General features: G+C 71.7%; 17 protein-coding genes. 6 read left to right on the top strand and 11 right to left on the bottom strand.

Annotated elements, in window-relative coordinates; translation table 11 throughout:
• The first annotated feature begins 14 nt into the window (after positions 1-14).
• Positions 15-1,277 carry a hypothetical protein gene (locus D9753_RS21540; RefSeq protein ID WP_121788469.1) on the top strand — a complete coding sequence of 421 codons (1,263 nt, stop codon included), beginning with the start codon at positions 15-17 and terminating at the stop codon, positions 1,275-1,277.
• Positions 1,278-1,373: 96 nt separating this feature from the next.
• Here D9753_RS21540 and D9753_RS21535 read toward each other — a convergent pair whose 3' ends face one another.
• Positions 1,374-6,317 carry an NAD-glutamate dehydrogenase gene (locus D9753_RS21535; RefSeq protein WP_121788468.1) on the bottom strand — a complete coding sequence of 1,648 codons (4,944 nt, stop codon included), beginning with the start codon at positions 6,315-6,317 and terminating at the stop codon, positions 1,374-1,376.
• A 577-nt stretch (positions 6,318-6,894) separates the two neighbouring features.
• Here D9753_RS21535 and D9753_RS21530 point away from each other — a divergent pair.
• Positions 6,895-7,467: a DJ-1/PfpI family protein gene (locus D9753_RS21530; RefSeq protein WP_121788467.1), complete on the top strand. Its 573-nt coding sequence runs from the start codon at positions 6,895-6,897 to the stop codon at positions 7,465-7,467.
• 154 nt (positions 7,468-7,621) lie between these two features.
• On the opposite strand, the gene D9753_RS21525 is transcribed toward D9753_RS21530, so the two are convergent.
• Together D9753_RS21525 and D9753_RS21520 are read right to left on the bottom strand one after the other, a co-directional pair.
• Positions 7,622-8,290, bottom strand: a complete 669-nt coding sequence (locus D9753_RS21525) for an HAD family hydrolase (RefSeq protein WP_121791215.1) — start codon at positions 8,288-8,290, stop codon at positions 7,622-7,624.
• Positions 8,291-8,338: 48 nt separating this feature from the next.
• Positions 8,339-8,851 carry a DUF6912 family protein gene (locus tag D9753_RS21520; protein WP_121788466.1) on the bottom strand — a complete coding sequence of 171 codons (513 nt, stop codon included), beginning with the start codon at positions 8,849-8,851 and terminating at the stop codon, positions 8,339-8,341.
• 332 nt (positions 8,852-9,183) lie between these two features.
• Here D9753_RS21520 and D9753_RS21515 point away from each other — a divergent pair, with 332 nt between their 5' ends.
• A complete protein-coding gene (locus D9753_RS21515; RefSeq protein WP_121788465.1) occupies positions 9,184-9,672 on the top strand; it encodes an Rv3235 family protein in 489 nt (162 codons plus the stop codon).
• Positions 9,673-9,904: 232 nt separating this feature from the next.
• On the opposite strand, the gene secA is transcribed toward D9753_RS21515, so the two are convergent.
• Positions 9,905-12,715: a preprotein translocase subunit SecA gene (secA, locus tag D9753_RS21510; RefSeq protein ID WP_121788464.1), complete on the bottom strand. Its 2,811-nt coding sequence runs from the start codon at positions 12,713-12,715 to the stop codon at positions 9,905-9,907.
• 252 nt (positions 12,716-12,967) lie between these two features.
• Between secA and D9753_RS21505 the strand changes: the two genes are divergently transcribed.
• A complete protein-coding gene (locus D9753_RS21505; RefSeq protein ID WP_121791214.1) occupies positions 12,968-13,537 on the top strand; it encodes a GNAT family N-acetyltransferase in 570 nt (189 codons plus the stop codon).
• Between the two features lie 52 nt (positions 13,538-13,589).
• Positions 13,590-14,771, top strand: a complete 1,182-nt coding sequence (locus D9753_RS21500; protein WP_121788463.1) for a winged helix-turn-helix domain-containing protein — start codon at positions 13,590-13,592, stop codon at positions 14,769-14,771.
• A gap of 9 nt (positions 14,772-14,780) precedes the next feature.
• Here D9753_RS21500 and D9753_RS21495 read toward each other — a convergent pair whose 3' ends face one another.
• The 7 genes from D9753_RS21495 to mtnA all read right to left on the bottom strand — a co-directional run bounded on the left by D9753_RS21495 (position 14,781) and on the right by mtnA (position 23,851).
• Positions 14,781-15,527 carry a response regulator gene (locus D9753_RS21495; RefSeq protein ID WP_121788462.1) on the bottom strand — a complete coding sequence of 249 codons (747 nt, stop codon included), beginning with the start codon at positions 15,525-15,527 and terminating at the stop codon, positions 14,781-14,783.
• Positions 15,528-15,731: 204 nt separating this feature from the next.
• Positions 15,732-16,427 carry a ribosome hibernation-promoting factor, HPF/YfiA family gene (gene hpf, locus D9753_RS21490; protein WP_240468237.1) on the bottom strand — a complete coding sequence of 232 codons (696 nt, stop codon included), beginning with the start codon at positions 16,425-16,427 and terminating at the stop codon, positions 15,732-15,734.
• Between the two features lie 323 nt (positions 16,428-16,750).
• The gene (locus D9753_RS21485) at positions 16,751-17,620 is read right to left on the bottom strand and encodes a ComF family protein (RefSeq protein WP_121791213.1); all 870 of its coding nucleotides are present in this window, start codon (positions 17,618-17,620) and stop codon (positions 16,751-16,753) included.
• Positions 17,621-17,812: 192 nt separating this feature from the next.
• Complete coding sequence (locus tag D9753_RS21480; protein ID WP_205614221.1) at positions 17,813-19,651, bottom strand: LpqB family beta-propeller domain-containing protein; 1,839 nt, start codon at positions 19,649-19,651, stop codon at positions 17,813-17,815.
• Positions 19,641-21,818 carry an MtrAB system histidine kinase MtrB gene (gene mtrB, locus D9753_RS21475; RefSeq protein ID WP_240468236.1) on the bottom strand — a complete coding sequence of 726 codons (2,178 nt, stop codon included), beginning with the start codon at positions 21,816-21,818 and terminating at the stop codon, positions 19,641-19,643. Before mtrB ends, D9753_RS21480 begins: the two co-directional genes overlap by 11 nt.
• A 1-nt stretch (position 21,819) precedes the next feature.
• Positions 21,820-22,509 (bottom strand): two-component system response regulator MtrA, encoded by a 690-nt coding sequence (mtrA, locus tag D9753_RS21470; protein WP_187279108.1) that lies wholly within the window; start codon positions 22,507-22,509, stop codon positions 21,820-21,822.
• Between the two features lie 199 nt (positions 22,510-22,708).
• Positions 22,709-23,851 carry an S-methyl-5-thioribose-1-phosphate isomerase gene (mtnA, locus tag D9753_RS21465; RefSeq protein ID WP_121788460.1) on the bottom strand — a complete coding sequence of 381 codons (1,143 nt, stop codon included), beginning with the start codon at positions 23,849-23,851 and terminating at the stop codon, positions 22,709-22,711.
• A gap of 140 nt (positions 23,852-23,991) precedes the next feature.
• Here mtnA and D9753_RS21460 point away from each other — a divergent pair, with 140 nt between their 5' ends.
• A complete protein-coding gene (locus D9753_RS21460) occupies positions 23,992-25,419 on the top strand; it encodes a glycerophosphoryl diester phosphodiesterase membrane domain-containing protein (RefSeq protein WP_121788459.1) in 1,428 nt (475 codons plus the stop codon).
• Position 25,420: the final 1 nt, after the last annotated feature.

Genomic DNA, 25,420 nt, shown 5'->3' with positions numbered 1-25,420 from the left:
GACTGGAGAGACCCTTGGACGGCGGAACGGCTCACCTCGCCCGCCTGCGGGCGCTGCCCCTGCTCGCCGCCGTCGTCCTCGTCGTCCTGCACGTCTTCGCCTATCCGGCGACCCGGTTCTCCAACGACTCCTACCGCTACGCCCGCGAGGCCTACGAGTTCCTCGGTGACTCCCCCCGGCAGGCCCGGCAGAAGGCCGTCGCCGCCTACTGCGCCGACACCGCCCGGCTCGTGCACCGCAACCGGCTGCTGGACCAGCGGGGGTTCGGCGAGCCGGGGCGGGAGGCGGCGTACCGGCACACCTGCGAGACGAAGTACCGCGACGGGCTCACCCCGACCAGCCCGAAGTACGAGCGCATCTTCCGCACCCGGCCCGGCTACCCGCTGATGGCCGCGCCGTTCGTGGCGCTGCTCGGCGCCAAGGCGGGCCTGACCGCGGTGGCGCTCGCCTTCACGACGGCCGCCGGATGGCTCGTGTACCTGCTGCTGCGCGCGCTGCGCTCCCCACCGCCGGCCGCCGTCCTCGGCCAGATCCTGTACTACGTCACACCGCTCGCGCAGTGGGGCGGGCGCCCCCTGTCCGAAGGACCGGTGACGGCCCTGATGACGGCCCTGCTGCTCGCCTCCGTCCTGCTGCTGCAAGGCCGGGTCGCCCGGGGCGCGACGCTCTTCGCCGGCGCCTTCGCCCTAGGGGCCGCCGTCAAGTACTCCAGCTTCCTGATCATCGGGCTGTTCACTGCGGTGGCCGCGTACGCGATCCTGCTCCTGGTCCGGCGCGCACGGCAGCGCGGCACCTGGGTGCTCGCCGGACTCGCGACGGCCGGCACGGTGACCGTGCTCGCCGTCAGCGGGGCGTTCGGGCTGCCGGGCATGACCGACTCGCTGCAGGACATGTTCACCCTGCACTGGACCTACCCCGAGGTCTCCGGCCCCTGGCGCTCCCTGCTCCGGCTGAACACCGTCTACTGGTGGCAGTGGCTCCAGCAGGAGGCCCTCGCCCCGCTGCTGCTCACGCTCCTCGCGGCCGGCGCGTGGGGGCTGTGGAAACGCTCGGTGCCGGTGGCCCTGTGCGTCCTCGCGACGGGCCTGACCGGATTCGCGACCATGGCCGCGCACCCGCTGGCCGTGGAGCAGGACCGGCTCTACGTCCAGGTCTGGCTCGTTCCCGTGATCGGCCTGCCCCTCGCCCTGGAACGGCTGTGGCGGCGGGGAGGCACGGCACCCGCCGCCCCCGACGGCGACCGGACGGCCGGAGAGCCGGCCGGCTGCGCCACCTGACCCCTCCGCCCACCGGTGCACGGCACCCGGCGCACGCGGGAAAGGGAAAGGCGCCCCGGACCGTCACCGGCCCGGGGCGCCCTCTCCGCCGTACGGCTACGAGTGGGTCCGCAGCAGCGTCCGCATCGTGCGCATCGCCACCGACAGGTTGGCGAGGTCGAAGGAGTCCGAGCCGCGGATCTCCTCCAGGGTGGTGCGGGCACGGCCCAGGATCGCGGTGTTCTTCTCCTCCCACGCCGTGAACCGCTGCTCCGGCGTCGAGGTGCCGTCGCCCGCCGCGAAGACGTCCGCGGTGAGCGCCGCGTGGGCCGCGTACAGGTCCTCGCGGATGGAGGCGCGGGCCATGGACTGCCAGCGGTCGGACCGGGGCAGCTCGATGATGCGGTCCATAAGCTGCGTGATCCCCAGCCGGTCGGCGAGGTCGTAGAAGATCTCGGCGACGTCCAGCGGCTCCCTGCCCATGCGGTCGGCCACCGAGACGATGTCCAGCGCCGGGAACGCGGAGGAGAAGCCGGCCACCCGGGTGGCGAGTTCGTCCGGGACACCGGCCTCGGACAGCTCGTCGTACACGTGCTGGTACCACTCCAGGTCCGCGCCGCGCAGCAGCTTCGGCAGCTCCTGCCAGACCCGCTCGACCCGCTCGGCGAAGAACTCCACCGTCTCGGCGAGCTGCAGCGGCTGCGGCCGGTTGTTGAGCAGCCAGCGGGTGCCGCGCTCGATCAGGCGCCGCGAGTGCAGCCGGATACGGGTCTGGACGGCGGCCTCGACCCGGTTGTCCAGGGCCTCCACCTCGTCCCACACCGGCGCCGAGCTGAAGATCCTGCGGGCCGCGGTCTGGGCGCGCACGATCTCCTCCAGCGAGGCGCCGGTCTCCTCGCGCAGACGGTGCAGATACGTGGTACCGCCCGTGTTGACCGTGTCGTTGACCAGCACGGTCGTGGTGATCTCGCGGCGCAGCGGGTGGTTGTCGATCGCGTCGGCGAAGCGCTCGCGCAGGGCCGTCGGGAAGTACGCGTGCAGCAGGCCGCGCAGGTAGGGGTCGTCCGGCAGCGAGGTGCTCAGCAGCTCCTCGGCGACCGTGATCTTCGTGTACGCCAGCACCACGGCCGTCTCCGGGCCGGTCAGGCCCTGGCCCTGGCCGAGGCGCTCGCGGATCTGGCGGTCGGTGGGCAGGAACTCCAGCGCCCGGTCCAGGTGGCCCTCGCGCACCAGGTGGCGGATGAACCGCTGCTGGGCGTGGAGCATGTCCTTGGCCTGGGACAGGGCGTTGGCGAGGGCGGTGTTCTGCGCGTAGTTGTTGCGCAGCACCAGGACGCCGACCTCGTCGGTCATCTCGGCGAGCAGCTTGTTGCGCTGCTTGACGGTCATGTCGCCGTCCGTGACCAGGCCGTTCAGCAGGATCTTGATGTTCACCTCGTGGTCGGAGGTGTCCACGCCGGCGCTGTTGTCGATCGCGTCGGTGTTGATCCGGCCGCCGTGCAGGGCGAACTCGATGCGGCCGAGCTGGGTCAGGCCCAGGTTGCCGCCCTCGCCGACGACCTTGACGCGCAGGTCGGCACCGTCGACGCGGATGGCGTCGTTGGCCTTGTCGCCGACGTCGGCGTTGGACTCCGCCGACGACTTCACGTACGTGCCGATGCCGCCGTTCCACAGCAGGTCCACCGGCGCCCGCAGGATCGTCTTCATCAGGTCGGCCGGGGTCATCTTGGAGATCTTCCCCTCGATGCCCAGGGCCTGCCGGATGTGGTTGTTGAGCGTGATCGACTTGGCGCTGCGCGGGAAGATCCCGCCGCCCGTCGACAGCAGCGTGGTGTCGTAGTCGGCCCAACTGGAGCGGGACAGCTCGAACAGGCGGCGGCGCTCGGCGTAGGAGACGGCCGCGTCCGGGGTGGGGTCGATGAAGATGTGCCGGTGGTCGAAGGCGGCGACCAGGCGGATGTGCTCGCTCAGCAGCATGCCGTTGCCGAACACGTCACCGGACATGTCGCCGATGCCGACGACCGTGAAGTCCTCGGACTGGGTGTCCACGCCCAGCTCGCGGAAGTGCCGCTTCACGGACTCCCAGGCGCCGCGCGCGGTGATGCCCATGCCCTTGTGGTCGTAGCCGGCCGAGCCGCCGGACGCGAAGGCGTCACCGAGCCAGAAGTTGTACGTGCCGGCTACCTGGTTGGCGATGTCCGAGAACGTCGCCGTGCCCTTGTCGGCGGCGACCACCAGATAGGTGTCGTCCCCGTCGTGCCGGACCACGTCCTGCGGCGGCACGACCTCACCGGCGACCATGTTGTCGGTGATGTCGAGCAGCGCCGAGATGAACGTCTTGTAGCTGGCGATGCCCTCGGCCAGCCACGCGTCCCGGTCCTCGGCCGGGTCGGGTAGCTGCTTGGCGACGAAGCCGCCCTTGGCGCCGACCGGCACGATGACGGTGTTCTTCACCATCTGCGCCTTGACCAGGCCGAGGATCTCCGTACGGAAGTCCTCGCGCCGGTCGGACCAGCGCAGACCACCGCGCGCGACCTTGCCGAACCGCAGGTGCACGCCCTCCACGCGCGGCGAGTACACCCAGATCTCGTACGCCGGGCGGGGCGCGGGCAGGTCCGGGATGGCCTGCGGGTCGAACTTCATGGACACGTACTCGTGCGGCTTGCCGCCGAGTGCCTCCTGGAAGAAGTTCGTGCGCAGGGTCGCCTTGATGACGGTCAGGAACGACCGCAGGATGCGGTCCTCGTCCAGGCTGGCCACCTGCTCCAGGGCCGCGTCCAGCTCCTCCAGCAGGGCGTCGGTGATCTCCAGCCCGGCCTGCTGCCGCTCCGGCGACATCCGCGCCTCGAACAGGGAGACGAGGAGCCGGGTGGTGTGGACGTTGTTGCGGAGGGTGTCCTCCATGTAGTCCTGCGAGAAGGTCGAGCCGGCCTGGCGCAGGTACTTGGCGTAGGCGCGCAGCACCATCGCCTGGCGCCAGGTCAGTCCGGCGCTCAGCACGAGGGCGTTGAAGCCGTCGTTCTCGGCCTGGCCGGTCCAGGTCGCGGCGAACGCGTCCTGGAACCGCTCACGGGCGTCGCCGCCCAGGTAGTCGCTGCTGGAGCCGCCGAGCGACTTCGGCATGCGCAGACCGAAGTCGTAGATCCAGGCGGTGGTGCGGTCGGTGCAGCGCAGCTCGTACGGCCGCTCGTCCGTGACCTCCACGCCCAGGCGGCTGAGCACGGGCAGCACCTGGGACAGGGAGACCGAACCGCCCTTCTGGTAGATCTTGAAGCGGCGCTCCTCGGGCGTGGCGCCCACCGGCTCGTACAGGCTCAGCGAGAAGACCTTGTCCTCGCCCAACTGCTCCAGGTGCTGCAGGTCGGCGACCGCCGTGCGCGGCGGGTGGTCGGCCTTGTACCCCTCGGGGAAGGCGTTGTTGTAGCGGCGCAGCACCTCGGCCGCGTATTCCTCGCCGCACTCGGCGGTCAGCGCCTCCGCGAACGCGTCGGCCCAGGAACGGGCCGCCGCGACCAGGCGGGCCTCGATGCGCTCCTTGTCGGCGTCCGACAGCTCGGACAGCTCGGTGCCCTGCGGGACGCGGACCACGAAGTGCAGGCGGGACAGGATCGACTCGGTGTTCCAGGCGGTGAAGTCGACGCTGATGCCGCCCAGCTCCTCCTTCAGGATGTCGATGATCCTCAGGCGGACGCCGGTGGTGTAGCGGTCGCGCGGGAGGTAGACGAGGGCCGAGTAGTAGCGGCCGTACTCGTCCTGGCGCAGGTACAGCCGCAGCCGGCGGCGCTCCTGGAGGTAGAGCACGCTGGTCACTATGGCCTGGAGTTCGGTGACCGGCGTCTGGAACAGCTCGTCGCGCGGGTAGGTCTCCAGGATCTGGAGCAGGTCGCGGCCGTCGTGGCTGTGCGGCGAGAACCCGGCGCGCTCCAGCACCTCCTCGACCTTGCGGCGGATCACCGGGACGCGGCGCACGGACTCGGTGTAGGCGGCGGAGGAGAACAGGCCGAGGAAGCGGCGCTCGCCGACGACGTTGCCGTCCGCGTCGAACTTCTTGACGCCGATGTAGTCCAGGTACGACGGCCGGTGCACGGTGGCCCGGCTGTTGGCCTTGGTCAGCACCAGCAGCTTGTGCTCGCGGGCCTTGGCCCGGGCGTCGGCCGGGAGCCGCTCGAAGGAGGGGCTGACCGGGTGCCGGTCCTCCTCGGCGTGGTGCGGGTCGGAACGCAGTATGCCCAGACCGGTGCCGGGCACGGCGGCGAGCGTGTCGTCGTCGCGCAACTGGTACTCGCGGTAGCCGAGGAAGGTGAAGTGGTCGTCGGCCAGCCAGCGCAGCAGCTCGCGGGCCTCCTCGATCTCGGGCTTCGCCAGGTCGGCGGGGGCAGGCTCGTCCGCCAGGCCGTCGGCGATGCGCATCGAGGTGTTCCGCATCTTTTCCCAGTCCTCGACGGCCTCACGGACGTCCGACAGGACACGCAGCAGATCGGCGGAGATCTGCTTGAGGTCGGCGCGGTCGGTCTCCCGGTCGATCTCGACGTGGATCCAGGACTCGACGTGCGCGTCGTGCGGGAGGTCGCCGGTGGGCGGGGTCGCCAGCACCTCGATCAGCTTGCCGGTCAGGTCCCGCCGGACCACGAACTGCGGGTGGATGACGACGTGGATGCCGCGTCCCTGCCGGGTCAGCTCGTTGGTGACCGAGTCGACGAGGAAGGGCATGTCGTCGGTCACGACCTCCACCACGGTGTGGCTGCAGGTCCACCCGTTCTCCTCCACGGACGGGGTGTGCACCCGGACGTTCGCGGTGCCCTGCGGGCGGGTCTCGGCGAGACGGTGGTGCGAGACCGCGGCGCCGAAGACGTCGACCGGGTCGCGGTCGGCCAGGTCTTCCGGTGCGGTGTGCAGGTAGTAGCGCTGGAGGAACGTGAGCAGGGATTCGCCGTCCGGGGTGCCGGAGCCGCCCTCGCTCGTCGTCCCGGTCGGTAGGTGCCCCCCGACCGGGCTGTTCTCAGCTACCCGGGCGGCCCGTTCGAGCAGCTCGGCCTTGGCTTCGTCCAGCTTGGTCTGCATTGTCCTCTGGCTCCTGTCGCGCGCCGTTGCGTGACGTAGAAGGAAGTACGGTCTCTTTCCCCCCGGCTCGACGCCACGGCCCGGGATGTCCGGTCCGGTACGACGCTATGCCGCGAGGTGAGATTCGTGGGGGGTATTCGGCCATTTCCGGCACGCCCGTCGACTGTGACGCTGCTCTCGGCACCGCCGCGTCCCGGAGCGTCCTCGGCGTCCTGGGGGCACCGGTGCCCCCGTCCCGCCCGCGAAGATCGGCGATCGCCGCCCGGTCACGGAGGTGTTCCGTGCAACCCGGGCGCGGGGCGGGAGCGGCGTCGCTCCCGCGAGATATCGCGCTGATCACGCCACAAGGCTATCGCCACTTACCCGGGACCCGTCATGAGCCGTATGTGTACAAAACCGAGGGGTGAAGTTTGACGTTCTGCACAGCGGCGGTACGCGGCCGGGTGGCGTAACCGGCGATCCGGTCGCGCCCCCGCGCACGCGGACGCACCCTGAGAAGCGCCGGGCCCCCTTGGCAAGCGCCTCCGACGGAGGCACGGTGGCCAGTGTGCCCGGAGTCTGCCCGGAGGAGCCGACCATGCCCACCCAGATCCTGATCGTCACCGGTGACGCGGCGGAGTCCCTGGAGGTGCTCTACCCCTACCAGCGGCTGCGCGAGGAAGGCTACGACGTCCACATCGCGGCCCCCACCCGCAAGACCCTCCGCTTCGTCGTCCACGACTTCGAACCCGGCTACGACACGTACACCGAGAAGCCCGGGTACACCTGGCCCGCCGACCTGGCCTTCGCCGAGGTCGACCCCGGCCGGTACGCGGCCCTGGTCATCCCCGGCGGCCGGGCCCCCGAGTACCTGCGCAACGACCCCGAACTCCGCAAGATCCTCAAGGCCTTCTTCGACGCGGACAAGCCGGTCGCCCAGATCTGCCACGGCCCGCTGCTCACCGCCGCGATCGACTCCCTCCAGGGCCGCCGGGTCACGGCGTACCCGGCGCTGGAACCCGACATGCAGGCCGCCGGCGCGGGCTTCCAGGACACCGAGGCGGTCGTGGACGGCACGCTGGTCTCCGCCCGCGCCTGGCCGGACCACCCGGCCTGGATGCGGGAGTTCCTGAAGATCCTGCGCACGAAGGCACCGGCCACACCGGAGTGACGGACGACACCGCGTGCCCCCGGGGGCCCGGCTCCCGGGTGGGCCGTTTCCGGGTGAGCCCGGCTCCCGGATGAGCCCGGCTTCCGGGTGGGCCGGCATTCATGCCGGGTACGCCGGCAGCGCCCCCCGGGGGCGGGCCGTTACCGCTGCCGGGCTACGCCGATATCCTCCGCGCCTCCGCCACGGCCTCGGCCAGCGTGTCGACCACCGGCACCCCGACCGCCTCCAGGCTGGCCCGGCTGTGCGAGCCCCCGGTGTACAGCACGGCACGCGCGCCCACGTGCCGTGCGGCGACCGCGTCGTCCGCCGCGTCCCCGATCACCACGGTCCGCTCCGGCGCCGCCCGCCCCGTCAGCGCCTCCAGATGCCGCACCATGTGCTCCGCCTTGCTGCCACCGGACGGCCCCGTACGCCCGTCGACCCGGAGGAAGTGCGCCTCGATCCCGAAGCCCCGCACCAGCGGCACCAGGTCCTCGTGCCCGTACATGCTCAGCAAGGACTGGCTGTGTCCCGCCGACCGCCACCCGGCGAGCAGCTCCGCCGCACCCTCGGTGAGCGCGCAACGCACCCGGTGCTCGGCGTAGTACCGGTGGAAGACCCCGTCCATCAGCTCCCACTCGGCGCCCGTCGGCAGCCGGCCCAGCAGCCGTTCGTAGAACTTCGGCACCGGCACGCAGTACAGCGACCGGTACTGCTCCAGCGTGATCGGCGCGAGGCCCAGCTCGGCGAAAGCCGCGTTCGTCGCCCCGATGATCGCGTCATTGTCGTGGAACAGCGTTCCGTTCCAGTCCCAGACGATGTGCGCGCTTCCCTGCGTCCCCATGTCGAGAACCGTACCCGCCGCCACTGACAGTCACGACTCCCTCGCAGGTCAGGCCCGTCCGACCAGGTTGGGGATCTCCTGCGTGGCGTACCACAGCAGCTCGTGGTCGTCCGCCCCGTCCACCACGAACTGCGCGTCGTCGTCCCCGCCGTCCGCCGCGTCGAGGGCGTCCGCCGCCGCGCGCACGTCCCGCTCCGCGTCGTCCGCGTCGACGTGCACGGCAGCCGCCTTCGCGAGCGGCACCGCCGTCTTCACCGTCACCTCGCCCAGGGCGGCCGGGTCGAGCCCGCGGTCGGGGTCGGCGCCCGCGACGCCGTCGGGCACGTCGACGGCGACGACGACCCGGCGCCGCACCGCGTCCGGATCCGCCGCCAGCAGCCGCAGCGAGGCGAGGGCCGCACGGCTGAGCGCCGCGTACTCCAGCTCCTCGATGTCGTCGGAGAGGTACCACTCGCGCAGCGCGGGCGTGACGGCGTACGCCACGAGGGGCCCGCTGGCCAGCTCGCCCGTCCTGTGCGCCTCGGCGAGAGCGGTGAGGGTCAGGGGGACGTAGACGCGCATGCTGGCCGCTCTTTCCTGGTCGAAGGCTCCGCTGGGGCCCCGGGAGGAAGCGGCTGGCGCGTCTCCCGGCGGGCCTTCAGGATACGTGCGCCCCGTCCCCTTTCGAGCCCCTGCCGGACGCCGCCGGGGCGTCCACTCCGGTACGCCCGTTCACCCTCCCCCGCCGCCCCCTGACGCGGTCGCCGGTACCTCGCCTCCCTCGGATAGGTGAACCTGGCGGCCCCCGCCCCGCCCACCGTCACCTCCTTGCCCGTGCCCGCCGGGGGCCGTACAAGATCCCCACCAACTAGTTACCGACCGGTATCACCTGCCCGCCCGAACGGGGACCCCCCATGAACAAGGTCATGAGCCGCGCCGCCGCCCAGCCCCGGCCGCGCCACCGCCCGCCGACCCGCCGTGACTCCCGACGCCCCGGGGGCGCGCCGCCCCGCACGCCCAGCCGGCCGGCAACCGCCCTCACCGGCGCGCAGAAGGCCGCTGCCGGGCCCGCGCCGGCCGCCCGGCCCCCTCGCCCGACCGACCTCTTCGCCGACCGCCTGCTGGCCGTCCTGAGCGGTCAGCGGCCCGTCCACTGGATGCTCCGGCACACAGCGGGCCGCGCCTACGACGACCTGGCCCGCCTCGCCGAACACAGCCCCCTGCGCACCCTGGGCTCCCGTCCGGTCGTCCACGACATCGGCTACTACGTCCCCAGCGAAGGCGCGCTGGAGGTCTTCGCCCGCGTCACCGCCGGGAACAGGATGCGGGCCCTGGCCTTCCGCCTGGAACGGGGCAAGGACCTCCGCTGGCGCTGCACAGCCGTGGAAACGGGGCCGCACTAGTCCTGCGCTGCGAAGGGGCGCGTACGGCCGGCCGACGCGCCCCTTCGCAGCCGCACCGCCCGGTCACAGGCACCGCGCGGGTGCGGGTGAGTGCGCGCGTGCGGGTGATGTCATCACAGGCCGCGCTCGCCCCTGCCCCGCGGACTACCCGGCACCCGGCACCCGGCACGCGGACCGCAAGCGCGAAAGGGCCGGCCCCCCGGAGGGAACCGGCCCTGTTCGAGCGGCGGTGTCACTTCTTGCGGCGGCGTCCGCCCTTCGCCTGCCGGCGGCGCTCGGCGCGCGTCAGCCCGTCCGACTCGGACCGCACCGGCTCCTCGTCCTCCAGGTCACGCTCGACGATGCCGCCCTCGCCGTCCACCGTCGGCGCGGAGAAGTGCAGATCCCGCCGCTGCGGAACGTCCAGCCCCTTCGCGCGGATCTCGGGACGCGCGCCCGCCTGCGCCGGCACCGTGTCGTGCACGCCCTCGCCGACCGGCACGACCTCCTCGACCGGGACCTCCTCGACCTGCTGCTCGACCTGGACCTCCAGGTTGAACAGGTAGCCGACGGACTCCTCCTTGATGCCCTCCATCATGGCGGTGAACATGTCGAAGCCCTCGCGCTGGTACTCGACCAGGGGGTCCTTCTGCGCCATCGCGCGCAGACCGATGCCCTCCTGGAGGTAGTCCATCTCGTAGAGGTGCTCGCGCCACTTGCGGTCCAGGACCGACAGCACGACCCGGCGCTCCAGCTCCCGCATGATCTCGGAGCCGAGCTGCGCCTCACGGGAGGCGTACTGCGCGTAGATGTCCTCCTTGATGGACTCCGAGAGGAACTCGGCGGTCAGGCCCGCGCGGTCGCCGGCCGCCTCCTCCAGCTCCTCGACGGTGATCATCACCGGGTAGAGCTGCCGGAAGGCACCCCACAGCCGGTCCAGGTCCCAGTCCTCGGGGAAGCCCTCGGCGGTCTCGGCGGCGATGTACGCGTCGATCGTGTCATCCATGAAGTGCTGGATCTGCTCCTGGAGGTCCTCGCCCTCCAGCACGCGCCTGCGCTCGCCGTAGATGACCTCGCGCTGGCGGTTGAGCACCTCGTCGTACTTCAGGACGTTCTTACGCGTCTCGAAGTTCTGCGTCTCCACCTGGGCCTGCGCGGACGCGATCGCGCGCGTGACCATCTTGTTCTCGATCGGCACGTCGTCCGGCACGTTCGCCATCGACATCACGCGCTCGACCATCTGCGCCTTGAACAGCCGCATGAGGTCGTCGCCGAGGGAGAGGTAGAAGCGGGACTCACCGGGGTCGCCCTGACGGCCGGAACGGCCGCGAAGCTGGTTGTCGATGCGCCGCGACTCGTGCCGCTCGGTGCCCAGCACGTACAGCCCGCCGAGGGCCTCGACCTCGTCCTTCTCGGCCTTGACCGCCGCCTCGGCCCGCTCCAGGGCGGCCGGCAGGGCCGCGGCCCACTCCTCGATGTGCTCCTCGGGGTCGAGGCCGCGCTGGCGCAGCTCCGCCTCCGCGAGGTCCTCGGGGTTGCCGCCGAGCTTGATGTCCGTACCACGGCCGGCCATGTTGGTGGCCACGGTGACGGCGCCCTTGCGGCCGGCCTGGGCGACGATCTGCGCCTCACGGTCGTGCTGCTTGGCGTTGAGCACCTCGTGCTGGATGCCGCGCTTGCTGAGCTGCTGCGAGAGGTACTCCGACTTCTCGACGGAGGTGGTGCCGACGAGGATCGGCTGGCCCTTCTCGTGCTTCTCGGCGATGTCGTCGACGACCGCCTCGAACTTGGCGACCTCGGTGCGGTAGATGAGGTCCGACTGGTCCTGGCGGACCATGGGCTTGTTGGTCGGGATGGGGACCACGCCGAGCTTGTAGATCTGGTGGAACTCGGCGGCCTCGGTCATCGCCGTACCGGTCATGCCGGACAGCTTGCTGTACAGGCGGAAGAAGTTCTGGAGGGTGATCGTGGCGAGCGTCTGGTTCTCGTCCTTGATGTCCACCCCTTCCTTCGCCTCGATCGCCTGGTGCATGCCCTCGTTGTAGCGGCGGCCGGCGAGGATACGGCCGGTGTGCTCGTCGACGATCATGACCTCGCCGTCGATGACGACGTAGTCCTTGTCCTTCTTGAACAGTTCCTTGGCCTTGATGGCGTTGTTCAGGTAACCCACGAGCGGGGTGTTCACCGACTCGTAGAGGTTGTCGATGCCCAGCCAGTCCTCGACCTTGCCGACCCCGGACTCGTGAATGGCGACCGTGCGCTTCTTCTCGTCGACGTCGTAGTCGCCGGTCTCCTCCAGGCCCTTGAGCGGGTTGCCGGCCTCGCCGCGCTTGAGGCGCGTGACCAGCTTGGCGAAGTCGCCGTACCACTTGGTGGCCTGGTCGGCCGGGCCGGAGATGATCAGCGGCGTACGGGCCTCGTCGATGAGGATGGAGTCGACCTCGTCCACGATGGCGAAGTTGTGGCCGCGCTGCACCAGCTCGTCCTGCGACCAGGCCATGTTGTCGCGCAGGTAGTCGAAGCCGAACTCGTTGTTCGTGCCGTAGGTGATGTCGCACGCGTACTGCTCACGGCGCTGAGCCGGCGTCATGTTGGCGAGGATGCACCCGACCTCGAGGCCCAGGAACTTGTGGACGCGGCCCATCATCTCGGAGTCGCGCTCGGCCAGGTAGTCGTTGACCGTGATCAGGTGGACGCCGGCCCCGGACAGGGCGTTCAGATACGCGGGCAGCGTGCCGACGAGGGTCTTGCCCTCACCGGTCTTCATCTCGGCCACATAACCGAGGTGGAGCGCGGCGCCGCCCATCATCTGGACGTCGTAGTGCCGCTGGCCGAGGACACGCTTGGCGGCCTCGCGCACGGTGGCGAACGCCTCGGGTAGCAGGTCGTCCAGGCTCTCACCGTCGGCGTACCGCTGCTTGTACTCATCGGTGAGGGCGCGCAGCTCGGCGTCGGAGAGGTCGACGAAGTCCTCTTCGATGGAGTTGACCTGGTCCGCGATGCGGTGCAGCCTGCGCAGGATCTTGCCTTCGCCTGCACGCATGATCTTCGAGAGGACGGACACGGGGGCTGGTCTCCTTGCCGGTCGGGCCTGGGACGGTCGAGGTTCCTTGTGACGTACTGAGCAACGGCCATCGTATGCGAGGACCCGGCTGCGCCGGGAGGCCTGGCGGCGCGACGGCTGCTTCACCCGGAACAACGGACGGGGCGGCCGGATAGTGCCGCATCTGACCGGGATTTGCGCGAAACGTGATCACCCGGTCACACAACGCGAAACCTGATGGCCACCCGGCGGCGCGCCGAGCAGAATCGGGCGATGCGACCCGTCACCCTCACCACGGACCGCCTCGTGCTCCGCGCCGTCGGCCCCGCCGACACCGACGCGGTGTACGTGGCCGTACAGGACCCCGACATCCAGCGCTGGACGACGATCCCCTCGCCCTATCTGCCCGAACACGCGTTCACCTTCACCGAGCAGATCGTGCCCGACGGCTGGGCGCAGGCGTCGATGTTCGGTTTCGGCGTGTTCCTCACCGGCGGCGCACTGGCCGGCATGCTCGGCCTGACGATGCGTTCACTGGGCACGGCCGAGATCGGCTTCTGGGCGGCCCGGGAACACCGCGGCAACGGCTACACGACCGAGGCCACCCTCACCGCCTGCCGGTGGCTCTTCACCGAGGTCGGCGTCGACCGGGTCGAATGGCGCGCCGAGGTGGGCAACCACGCCTCCCGCGCGGTGGCCGAACACGCGGGCTTCACCGTCGAGGGCACCCTGCGCTCCGCCCTCAACAACAAGGGAGTACGCCGGGACTGCTGGGTCGGCTCCCTCCTCCCCTCGGACCTCGGCCTGCCCTCCACCACCCCCTACCTGCCCGCCCGTTCGTGACGCAGCCACAGCTCGGCGCGGGTTGTCAGTGGCACCCTCTATCGTCCGACGCATGACGACCCTCCCGCGCCCCACCACCACCCTCACCGCGGACGACGCCCGCCGGATCGTGCTGCGGGCCCAGGGCCTCCTCGGCGCGCCCGACCGGCGTGCCGGTGTCCGCGGGGTGCTGCGCCACCTCGGCGCGGTGCAGCTCGACACGATCTCGGTCCTCGCCCGCTCCCACGAATTCGTGCCGTACGCCCGCCTGGGCGCGGTCGGCCGCAAGGCCGTGGAGGCCGCGTACTGGTCGGACGGCCACGCCTTCGAGTACTGGTCGCACGCGGCCTGCATCCTCCCCGTCGAGGAGTGGCCGCACCTCGCCTTCCGCCGCCGCGCCTACCGCAACCGCCCGCACTGGAACCACGACCTCCCGGCCGGCGTGTACGACCAGGTCGTCAAGCAGTTGCGCGCGGAGGGCCCGCTGACCGCCACGGAGCTGGGCGGTGCGAAGCGGACGAGCGAATGGTGGGACTGGTCGGGCACCAAGGTCGCCGTCGAGCGTGCGCTGATGTACGGCGAGGTGGTGTGCGTGGAACGGCGCGGGTGGAAGCGGGTGTACGACCTGGCCGAGCGCGCGATCCCCGAGGAACTGCTGCACGACGAACTGGACGACACCGCGTGTCTGCGCCGCCTGGTCCGGCTGGCGGGCGAGTCCCTCGGTGTGGGTACGCGCGCGGACATCGCCGACTACCACCGCCTCAAGGGCGAGCAGGTCGACGCGGTGATCGCCGACTCGGGTCTGGTGCCGGTGGAGGTCGAGGGCTGGGGCAGGCCGGCCTGGGCCGACCCGGCGGCCCTGGCCACGCCGCCGCGCGGCCGGCACCGCACCACGCTGCTGTCGCCGTTCGACTCCCTGGTCTGGGAGCGGGCGCGCACGGAGCGGATCTTCGGCTTCACCCACCGCCTGGAGGCGTACGTGCCCCGGCCCAAACGGGTCTACGGCTACTTCGCGATGCCGGTGCTCGCCGGCGGCCGGCTGGTCGGGCGGGTCGACCCGGCCCGCGAGGGCCACACCCTGGTGGCCAAGCAGGTCACCCTGGACGGCCCGAAGGCGGCCCCGGCGGTCGCCCAGGCCCTCGTCGAGGCGGCGATATGGGTGAACTGCACGGACGTGCGCGTGGAACGCGTGGACGCGCCCGAGCTGCGCGAGCCCCTCACCAGGGAACTGTCCGTGCTGCTCGGACAGGGCTAGCGGACAGGGCTAGCGGATCTCGAGGATCTTCTCCCGCATCGCGTAGACCACGGCCTCCATCCGGGAATGAAGCTGCAACTTCTCCAGGATGTTGCGGACGTGGTTCTTCACGGTGTTCTCGGAGATGAACAACTCCTTGGCGATGTCCCGGTTGTTCATCCCGGTCGCGACGAGCTTGAGGACCTCCAGCTCCCGGTCCGTCAGCCGGGGCGCGGGCACCAGCCGGCGCTCGTCGGTGCGCTGGATCATCGACTTGAACTCGGTGAGGAGTTTCGACGCCATCGACGGGCTGATCTGCGACTGCCCGTCGGCCACCGCGCGAATGGCCGTGGCCACCTCGTCGGTCGAGATCTCCTTGAGCAGGTATCCGGTCGCGCCCGCCTTGATCGCGTCGTAGAGGTCGGCCTCCTCGTCGCTGATCGTCAGCATGATGATCTTCGCGCTGGGCGCGACCTCCTTGATGGAGGTGCAGGCCTCGATACCGCCGCGCCGGGGCATGCGGACGTCCATCAGCACGATGTCGGGCAGCAGGTCGGCGGCCTTGTCGACGGCCTCGGCGCCGTCACCCGCCTCGCCGACGACCTGGATGTCCTCCTCGGCCGCGAGGACGATCTCCAGGCCGCGCCGGAAGAGGGCGTGGTCGTCCACGACCAGGACCCTGATCGGCTCCTTGCGTGCGGAGTCCGCGTCCGGGCCCCTGCCGATGACATCGTCGCCGGCGCCCCCGTCCCGCATGGGTCCGAAGGTGTCCGCCATCGTTCCTCCCCCTGAAGGCTGTGGCCTGTGGTCCTGTGCCATCGCCAACCCAAGGCAGCGGCCCACCGGTTGGGCCGGTGCGGCCATGATTCCATGCCCGGGCGGCACCGAGGTGCCGTGCGGGGCGTGAAGTGGTCGCACATCGGTGCCCCTGGGGGCGCACAGGCGCTCCAGGGGCACCGGCCGAGCTTCAGGCCGGGCGGGTCAGCCGCCCAGCGTGCCACCCGCCGCGTGGGGGTCCGTCTCGGTGACCATCGGGTCCGTGCTGAGGTGGATCACACCGTAGTCGTAGGCGTGCCGACGGTAGACGACGCTCGGTTCCTTCGTCTCGGCGTCGACGAACAGATAGAAGTCGTGGCCGACCAGTTCCATCTCGTAGAGGGCCTGGTCGAGGGCCATCGGGGAGGCGACGTGGGTCTTCTCGCGGACGACGAGGGGGCCTTCGCCCTTGACCTCCAGCGGGCCGATCCTCTTGGTCGGCACCGCGTCCTGCTGCTCCTCCGCCGGGACGAGGAGGCCGTTGTCGTCCAGCGTCGCCACGTCCGGGACGTGGTCGGCGATCTCCGCCGGCGACACCCGGTGCGCGCCCCGGCGTGAGTACCGCTTGTCGTGCTGCTTGCGGAGCCGGGCGTCCAGCTTCTCCGCCGCCAGGTCGAGTGCCGCGTACGGGTCGCTGGCCGCTGCCTCCGCCCGGATCACCGGACCGCGGGAGCGGAGCGTGATCTCCACTCGGTCACAGCGGTCGGCCTGTCGGGGGTTGGGCTCCTTGGACACCTCGACGTCGAGGCTGATCACCTTGCCATCGAGCTTCTGGATCTTCTCCAGCTTCAGCTTCTCGGCCACGTGCTTGCGGAACCGCTCGGGCACCTCGGTCTTGCGGCCTTTGACGACGATGTCCACGCAGAACTCCGTTCCCGGATCGCTCCGCTGTCTCGGCGGAGCGTCTCCCTTTCGCACCAGGTCCGGTGATCACCGGACCGCTGACTCGGTGACTTCCACCTCCTCCTCCCCCATGGACGAGATCTCCACCCCACCGGTGCGGGTGATTGAGAAAATCCCGCAGCACGGCATTCGGATATGAGAGGCGTGGCCTGCGCCTTTCCTCTCAACCGAACATATCTCGCCCGGACGGATGGCGTCACCCTCTACTCCGACGTACATCCGTCGGAGTGAATAACCCGTCTCACACCCTTCTCACTACCTGCAACGACGCAGGTCGACGGTCAGTTCCTGTTCATTTCGAAAGAATCCCACGGCGCGGCGACCACCGCGGCGTGGAGTAGCCGCCCGGGGGCGTTCGGTACCACCATTTCCGGTGCACCCAGCACCCACTTCCTCTCCTCCGCCCGTGCACCGTTCCGTCGTTCTCCCCTACCTTCCCGGGTTACGGCCGCATACACGGCCGTCCTTCCATCGAGACGGGATACCGTCGCCGCCCGCAGGGCCCGCGCCGCCTCGGCGAGACTGGCGCCCGTCGTCATCAGGTCGTCGACGAGCACGACACGGCCCGCGCCCAGCAGCCGGCCGCCCCCGGCGGTGACCTCCAGGGCGCCGGCGAGGTTCTCCAGGCGCCGTCGCGCGTCCAGACCGGCCTGGTCCGCCACGGCCCGCCGCTGCCGCAGCACGGGTGCCACCCGGGCCGGTGTTCCGGTGCGCCGCAGTTCCCGGGCCGCCGCGAGCGCCATCCGCCGTACCGGATCGTGCCCGCGCGCCCGCACCGCCCACCGGGCGGAGGGCACGGGAACCAGCAGCACCGGCCCTCGCCGCGGACGGCCGCCCGGCCCGCCACCGGCCGCCTGTCCGCGAAGACCCGCCCGCACGGCTGCCGCCAGTGCCGCGCCCAGCGTCCCGGCGAGCGCCAGCGCGCCGCGCTCCTTGTGGGCGAGCAGCAACGTCCGCACCTCCGCCGCGTACGGCGCCACCGCGTGCACCACCGGCAGCCCGGCCGGCTCCGGCACCGGCCGCACCCGCCGCGCCACGCGTCCCTCCAGCATGGCCCGGCAGCGCGGGCAGAGCACCGTACGAGGTGCCCCGCAGCCCGCGCAGTCGGCCGGCAGCACCAGGTCGGTGAGGTCCTGCCACCACCCCCGCATGCCCACCACTGTGCCAACGCCTCCGCCGGCCTGCCACCCCTGTGGAAAACCCCCTGTGGACAACGCGGAGCACCGCACACCACGGCCGCACACGCACGTCGGCGGGCGTCATTCCCGTCGGCGTGCGTTCACGTGTGGGCGTGCACCGGCGGGCGCGCGTTTCGCCTCGCCGGCGTCGCCGGGCCCGCGTGCTCAGCCCGGATAGGCCGGCGCCGTCCCGTCCTTCTCGATCTTCTGCCACTGCGCGCCGGACGGCAGTCGTACGATCCCGTCATCCGAGTAGGCCACCAGCGGTACCCGCTCGTTCTCGGAGGCGGCGATCGCCTTCACGCCGGGGAGCGCGTCCGGTGCCGGGCTGTCGAGCGCGGAGCCGTCGATCTGGACGTACCGCATCTGCTGCACGCCCCCGTGCTCCTGGCCGACGACGAGCAGTCTGCTGTCACCGGCCCAGGAAATGGCGCTGACCTCCTCCAGGTCCGGTGCCGGGGAGTGCAGTCCGTCCACCGAGATGCCCTGCCCGGTGCCGTCGTCGCGCTGGATCCGGCCGATCGCCAGGGACTGCTTGCCGTCCTTCTCCACGACCAGCGCGATCCGCGTCCCGTCGGCGGCCACCCGCGCGTCCGTGATGCGGCCCGGCAGATCCGGGACCGCGACCTGCTCCGGCTTGTCAGCGCCCTGTTCGAGGACGAACAGCCGCGGCCGGCGCGGGTCCCGGTCGGCCACCCACAGGTCGCCGCGGGCGTCCCAGCTCGGCGTGGCCAGCCGCTCCGTCGGCGCCGCACCGGCGCTGGTCACCAGCGGGTCGCCCAGCGAACCGCCCTCCGCCAGCGAAGTCGTGTACAGCGACGCGCCCTGGTCGCCGACCGCGGCCGCGATGTCCTCGTCCCGCGACACGGCCACCGACTGCAACCGGTTGCCCCCCTCACCCAGCGGTCCGGGCACCCGGTCGGCGCCGGCACCGGTACCGGTGCTGCCGGTCGGCATCCGCACCAGCCGGTGCTTGCCGTCGAGGAAGTACAGGTACTCGGGGCGCCTGGCCGATCCGTGCCAGGCGGCGGACTCCGCGCGCTCCTCGCTCACCTCGCACAGCCGGTCGCCGCCCGCTCCCTGCAACTGCACGGACTCCAGCGTCGGCACGAGGTTGCGCAGGGTGAACAGCACCTGCGTCGCCATCTCGGTGCACTTGCCGGTCGTGACCTGGGAGGTCTTGAGGTTCAGCGGGACGGTCAGCCTGTTCTGGTCGTCCGGTGCCAGCCCGGAGACGCCCTTCCTCAGCGTCGTACCCGTCGGGAAACTCGACCGGACCACCGGGCCGAGCCACGCGGTGGGACCGTGCAGCAGCGAGCGGACCAATTGTGTCATCGGGTCCACTTTGCTGCGTACGAACACCGGGTCGGCGACCGCCACCGGCTGCCCGCCGGATCCGACCGCCGTATTGGAGGCGAAGTAGTACTTGTCGACGGACGTGTAGTTCCGCTGGAAGTCCGACTTGCCCATGACGACGCCGTCGGGCAGCCCGTCGATGCGCCACTGCCCGCTCTTGGGGTTCTTCGTCAGGTGCAGTTTCTTACGGTAGGGGCCCTGGGCGGGCTGGTAGGCCTGCTGCGCGTCGACGGTGGCGACCTGGGCGCCGGTCAGCACGCAGGTCGCGCTGTTGGTCTCCTCCCGGCCTCCCGGGTTGCAGTTGGTCGCGATGCTCGGGCCGTTCGCGAGGACCGTCGTCGACCGCTCCGGCCGCCAGACGCGCGCCGCGTCCGCCGTCAGGTACTTCCGCGCCGTGTCGTACCCGGGGTCGTCGCTGGTCAGCGCCTCTAGGAAGCCCTGCATGATCTCGCCGGGACCGACGCCCTCGGCGGGCGGCATGGCGAACACCCGTACACCGGTGTCCTGTCGTGGTGTGGACTCCACATCCCCCAGGTCCCCGCTGTCGGGCATCGAGGCGCATCCGGCGAGCACCACGATGCCCAGGGCGGCGTACGCCACCGCGCGCCCAGGCCGCCGCCGTGCGCCCCCCGTGCGGTCAGCGACCACGAAATGCCTCCCCTGGCTGGTTCGAGTCCTCCCGCGTGGCCGCGCCCGAAGCGGACGTGGACGGCCGGCCGTTGTCCGGCCGGTCCGCATCCGATCGACCCTCGTCAGGTCGGCCCGCATCCGCTAGGCCCGCGCCCGGCCGGTCCGTGTCCGTGTCGGGTGCCGGGCGGGCGGCCGGTCTGTCGTCCGGACGCCGTGCGCCGCCGGTGGGCCGGGGCACCACGCGCGCGCCGTTGCCGGGCAGGGCGGTCGGGTCGGCGGCGGGACTGTCGGCGGCCAGCCGCGGCGCGATCGATGCCCGCGGCGGCAGCGCGGGCGCCTGCGCGCCACCCTGCTGCACCGGAACCGTCGCCCGCTTCTCCTCGTTCCCGCGGAGCTGGCCGGCGTCGTGGACGCCGCGGTTGCGGCGCGAATCCTTGGGCTCCAGCGGTATCGGGGAGCCCCGCAGCGGCTCGTCCGCCGTCCTGGGCAGCGTCAGCCGGAACTGTGAGCCGCCGCCCGGCTCACCCCACGCCTGCAGCCAGCCGCCGTGCAGCCGCGCGTCCTCCAGGGCGATCGACAGCCCCAGGCCCGTACCACCGGTGGTACGGGCGCGTGCCGGGTCGGCCCGCCAGAAACGGCTGAACACACGGGTCGCCTCTCCGGGCTTCAGTCCGACGCCGTAGTCGCGCACCGCGATGGCCACCGCCCCGCCCGCCGAGGCGAGCCTGACGACGACGTCCCGTCCCTCACCGTGCTCGACGGCGTTGACGACGAGGTTGCGCAGTACGCGCTCCACGCGCCGGGCGTCCGCCTCGGCGACGACGGGCTGCTGGTCGCCGAGCACCCGTATGTGGGTGCCCTTGCGCTCCGCGAGCGGCTCGGCACCGCCGACCACCCGCCGGACGACCTCCCTGAGATCGATCGGCTCGGCCTCCAGCGCCGCCGCCCCGGCGTCGAACCTGCTGATCTCCAGCAGGTCCGCGAGCAGCGACTCGAACCGGTCCAACTGGTCGGCGAGCAGCTCGGCCGACCGCGCGGTCACCGGGTCGAAATCCTCACGCGCCTCGTGGATGACGTCGGCGGCCATCCGGACGGTGGTCAGCGGGGTGCGCAGCTCGTGCGAGACGTCCGACACGAACCGGCGCTGCATCCGGGACAGGTCCTCCAGTTGCTGGATCTTCACCTGGAGGTTCTGCGCCATCTTGTTGAAGGCCTCGCCCAGGCGCGCGATGTCGTCCTCGCCGGTGACCTTCATGCGTTCCTGCAACCGCCCGGCGGACAGCCGCTCCGCGATCCCGGCCGCCATCCGCACCGGCGTGACCACCTGCCGCACCACCAGCCAGGCGATGGCGCCCAGCAGCACGACCACGAACAGCCCGGCGGTCGCCAGAGTGCCCTTGACCAGGCTCAGGGACTTCTCCTCCTGCGTGAGCGGGAAGAGGTAGTACAGCTCGTACGACCGCCCGTTGGGGTCGTTGACCTGCTTGCCGATGACCAGCGCCGGCTGGGACTCCTTGCCGTTGGAGTAGACGATCCGCGTGTAGCTCTGGGCGGCCGTCGTACCGCTGTTGACCCGCTCACGCAGATCCGCGGGCACGCTGGAGGTCGGGCTGACCTTCCCGGAGCCGCGCGGGCTGCGTCCGCCGCCGCTGTCGTCGCCGACGGGCAGCGTCACCACGTCGAAGGCGCCCGCGCCGCCGCTGGACAGCGACTCCACGAGGTCGCTCATCCACGGGATGACGTTCTGCGACTGCCGCCCGTCCGGGGTCACCGTGCCGTCACCGGCACCGGTCCCGCCGGCCGCCTCGTCGGCCTTCTGCTTGGCCACCGCGAACCCGCCCGTGGCCTGGCTCTGCGACGCCCTCACCTTCGCGTCGAGCAGGCCGTTGCGCACCTGCCCGATCACGACGAAACCCAGCAGCAGGACGACGCCCAGCGACATCAGCAGGGTCGTGGCGACGACCCTCAACTGGATGTTGCGCCGCCACAGCCGCATCACCGGCAGCAGCGGACGGCGCACCCAGCGCAGGAGCAGCCGCAGCACCGGGCTGCCCTGGACGCCGGCCTGCGGCAGTCCGCCCTGGAACAGCCGCCGGAAACGCGCGCCCACCGCCGCCCGGCCGACAGGCCGCCCCGGACGGGTCCCGGACCTGCCGGGGGCCGAAGCGGCACTGTCCCCGGGCATGTCAGCTCGGTCCGGCCTTGTAACCGACGCCACGGACGGTCACCACGATCTCCGGCCGCTCCGGGTCCTTCTCGACCTTGGAACGCAGCCGCTGGACGTGCACGTTGACGAGCCGGGTGTCCGCCGCGTGCCGGTAGCCCCACACCTGCTCCAGCAGCACCTCACGCGTGAACACCTGCCACGGCTTGCGCGCGAGCGCGACCAACAGGTCGAACTCCAGCGGGGTCAGCGCGATCGACTGCCCGTCCCGCTTCACCGAGTGCCCGGCCACGTCGATGACCAGGTCACCGATGGTGAGCTGCTCCGGCGCCGGCTCCTCGGACCTGCGCAACCGCGCCCGGATCCGCGCCACCAGCTCTTTCGGCTTGAACGGCTTGACGATGTAGTCGTCGGCGCCGGACTCCAGGCCCACGACGACATCGACGGTGTCGCTCTTGGCCGTGAGCATCACGATCGGCACCCCGGACTCCGCCCGGATCAGCCTGCACACCTCGATGCCGTCCCGTCCGGGCAGCATCAGGTCCAGCAGCACCAGATCGGGCTTGGACTCACGGAAAGCGGCCAGCGCCTTGTCGCCGTCGGCTACGAAAGACGGCTCAAAACCTTCACCACGCAACACGATGCCGAGCATCTCGGCCAGTGCGGTGTCGTCGTCGACGACAAGGACTCGTCCCTTCATAAACGACATCATCCCATTCTCGTAACGACGACAGAGGCGCAGGTGAGCAGGCTCACTGGCCTGTGACGATAGTCGTACCGGGCCGTCACTGTCTGCCCCGGCCCTGCGTCACCCGGTCGGACCCCGGCCCGCGACGGGCCGGACGTCCGCTCCGGCGGCCTGGCCCGGGCCCCGGGAGGCGCTCCCCGGAGGCCCAGCCGGCAGCACGCCGTCAGCCGGTCGCCACCTGACACGACCCGGTGCACAGCGCCGCGAGGGCCTCGGCCGTCACGGGTGAGACGACTCCCGCCTCGGTGACGATGGCCGTCACCAGCTCGGGCGGTGTCACGTCGAACGCCGGGTTGTAGGCCTGGGTTCCCAGGGGCGCCACCGGAATACCGCCGCCCGCTCCCGTCACCGGCACCTGCGGAGCCGCGATCTCGGTGACTTCGTAGCCGGGACGCTGCTCCACCTCGATGGACGCGCCGTCGGGCGTGTCCGGGTCGAGGGTCGTCAGCGGCGCCACCACGATGAACGGCACGTGGTGGTACCGGGCGAGCACGGCGAGCGGGTAGCTCCCCACCTTGTTCGCCACCGAACCGTCGGCCGCGATGCGGTCCGCGCCGACCAGCACCGCGTCGACCTCGCCCGCCGCGAACAGGGAACCCGCCGCGTTGTCGGTGAGCAGGGTGTACGCCATGCCGCTGCGGGCCGCTTCGTACGCCGTCAGGCGGGCACCCTGCAGCAGCGGACGTGTCTCGTCCACCCACAGCCGACGCAGCCGTCCCGCCCGGTGCGCCGCCAGCGCCACCGCGAGGGCCGTGCCCTCCCCGCCGGACACCAGCGAGCCGGTATTGCAGTGCGTGAGAACCCGGTGCCCGCCGGCGGGCAGCAGTTCGTCCAGCAGCGCCAGACCGTGCGCGGCCATCCGGACGCTGCCCTCGGCGTCCTCCCGGTGCAGCGCCCGCGCCGCGGCGAGCGTCGCCACCGCGGCGGCGGTGGGGTCACCGGTACTGGCCAGCGCCGCCTGGTGCGCCGCCCGGGCCCGGCGCACGCCGACGGACAGGTTCACCGCCGTCGGCCGGGCCTCTTCGAGCGCCCGCGCCGCGTCGTCCACCTCGAAGCCGCGCGCGGCGGCGAGCGCGACACCGTACGCCCCCGCGATCCCGAGCAGCGGCGCCCCGCGGACGGCGAGCGAACGGATCGCCTCCACCAGCGCCGACGCGTCCGTGCACACCAGCTCGACCTCTTCGGCCGGGAGCCTCGTCTGATCGAGAAGGACCAGCACGGGCCCCTCTGGTGGTTCCTCCCATCGGATCGCCGGTATCTCGGTCGGCCGCCTGTCCTCACCGGTTCGCACCTGCTGATCAGCCATGCCGTCAGTCTGCCCCGGAATCGGCGGACAATTGAAGGTGGCCACCCCCTACCGCGGCCGGTCCTGCCATGACCGGCCCATGGCACGATGGCTGCCAACCTGCCGCCGCGACTGCGGATGGGCACCGAGAAGGAGCTTCGATGACAGACACTCCGGGCTGGGCCTCGCCCGGATCCGCCCCGTCGCCCGAGGGGCGGGAACCCTGTGCGTCCGGCCCTGGCGAGCCCGCCGCCCGCCCCGGCACCTCCGGCCCCGCCGATCCCACCGGTTCCGCATCGCAGGCGGGCGCGAAGGCGCGGCGCCCGGGCGCGACCTGGGCCGAGGAGCAGCCGCCCCCCGGCCAGTGGCCCGCGCCCACCGGTGCCCCCAGCCCGGAGCAGGCCCCACCGCCCCCGCCGCCCGGCCCCGGCCGGGACGGCCGGCACCCCGGCGCCCCCGGCCCCGCTGGCTACGGCCCCGCTGGCTACGGCGCCCCCGGCACCGGCGGCTGGGGCGGACCCGGCGGCTACGCCGGTCACGGCGCCCCCGGCGGCTACCCCGCCTGGGGCGGCGGCTGGGGCGGCCCCCCGCCCGCGGCCAAGCCCGGTGTCATCCCGCTGCGCCCGCTCGGCGTCGGCGAGATCCTCGACGGCGCCGTCTCCACCATGCGCACGCACTGGCGCGCGGTCCTCGGCATCGCCCTGGCGGTCGCCCTGATCACGGACGTCAGCCTGGTCGTGCTGCAAGGTCTCGTCCTCGACGACACCCTCGCCCGGACGTCCCTGGACAGCCGCACCGCCACTCCCGACGACGTGTTCCGCGCCCTGCGCGAGACGATGATCGGCTCGGGCATCGTCACGGTGATCTCCGTAGCCGCCATCGTCGTCGCCACCGCCCTGCTCGCGACCATCACCAGCCGCGCCGTGCTCGGCAAGCCCATCGGCTTCGGCGAGGCCTGGCGCGAGGCCCGGCCGCAGCTCCCGGGGCTGGCCGGTCTGCTGCTCCTGCTCGGACTGATCATCGCCGGTGTGTTCGTCGCCGGGGCCCTGCCCGGCTTCCTGGTCCGGCAGACCGGCGGCAGCGACGCCGGCGGATCCGCGCTGCTCGCCCTCGGCCTTCTCGTGGCCGTGGTCGTCGCGCTGTGGCTGGCGATCCGCTACAACCTGGCCGCGCCCGCCCTGGTGCTGGAACGACAGGGCGTCGTGAAGGCCATGAGCCGCTCCGCCAAGCTGGTACGCGGCGCCTGGTGGCGCGTCCTCGGCATCCAGGCGCTCGCCTGGATCATCTCCGGCATCGTCTCGGCGATCGTCACGATTCCCTTCGCCGCCATCGGCGCCGCCGTGAGCGGCGACGGCATGGACGACTACCTCACCACCGGCAACGGGCACGTCGGCTGGACGTTCCTGATCATCCGGGGGATCGGTTCCCTCATCGGCACCACGCTCACCCTCCCGATCAGCGCGGGCGTCACCGTGCTCCTCTACATCGACCAGCGCATCCGGCGCGAGGCCCTCGACCTCGAACTGGCCCGCGCCGCCGGCGTCCAGGCCTACGGCACCGGCGCCCCCGGCGCCGTCCCCGGGAGCTGAT

The organism is Streptomyces dangxiongensis (assembly GCF_003675325.1).
GTDB lineage: Bacteria > Actinomycetota > Actinomycetes > Streptomycetales > Streptomycetaceae > Streptomyces > Streptomyces dangxiongensis.
Note: the sequence above shows the minus strand (reverse complement) of the source record. Positions and strands in the feature narration are given on the sequence as shown.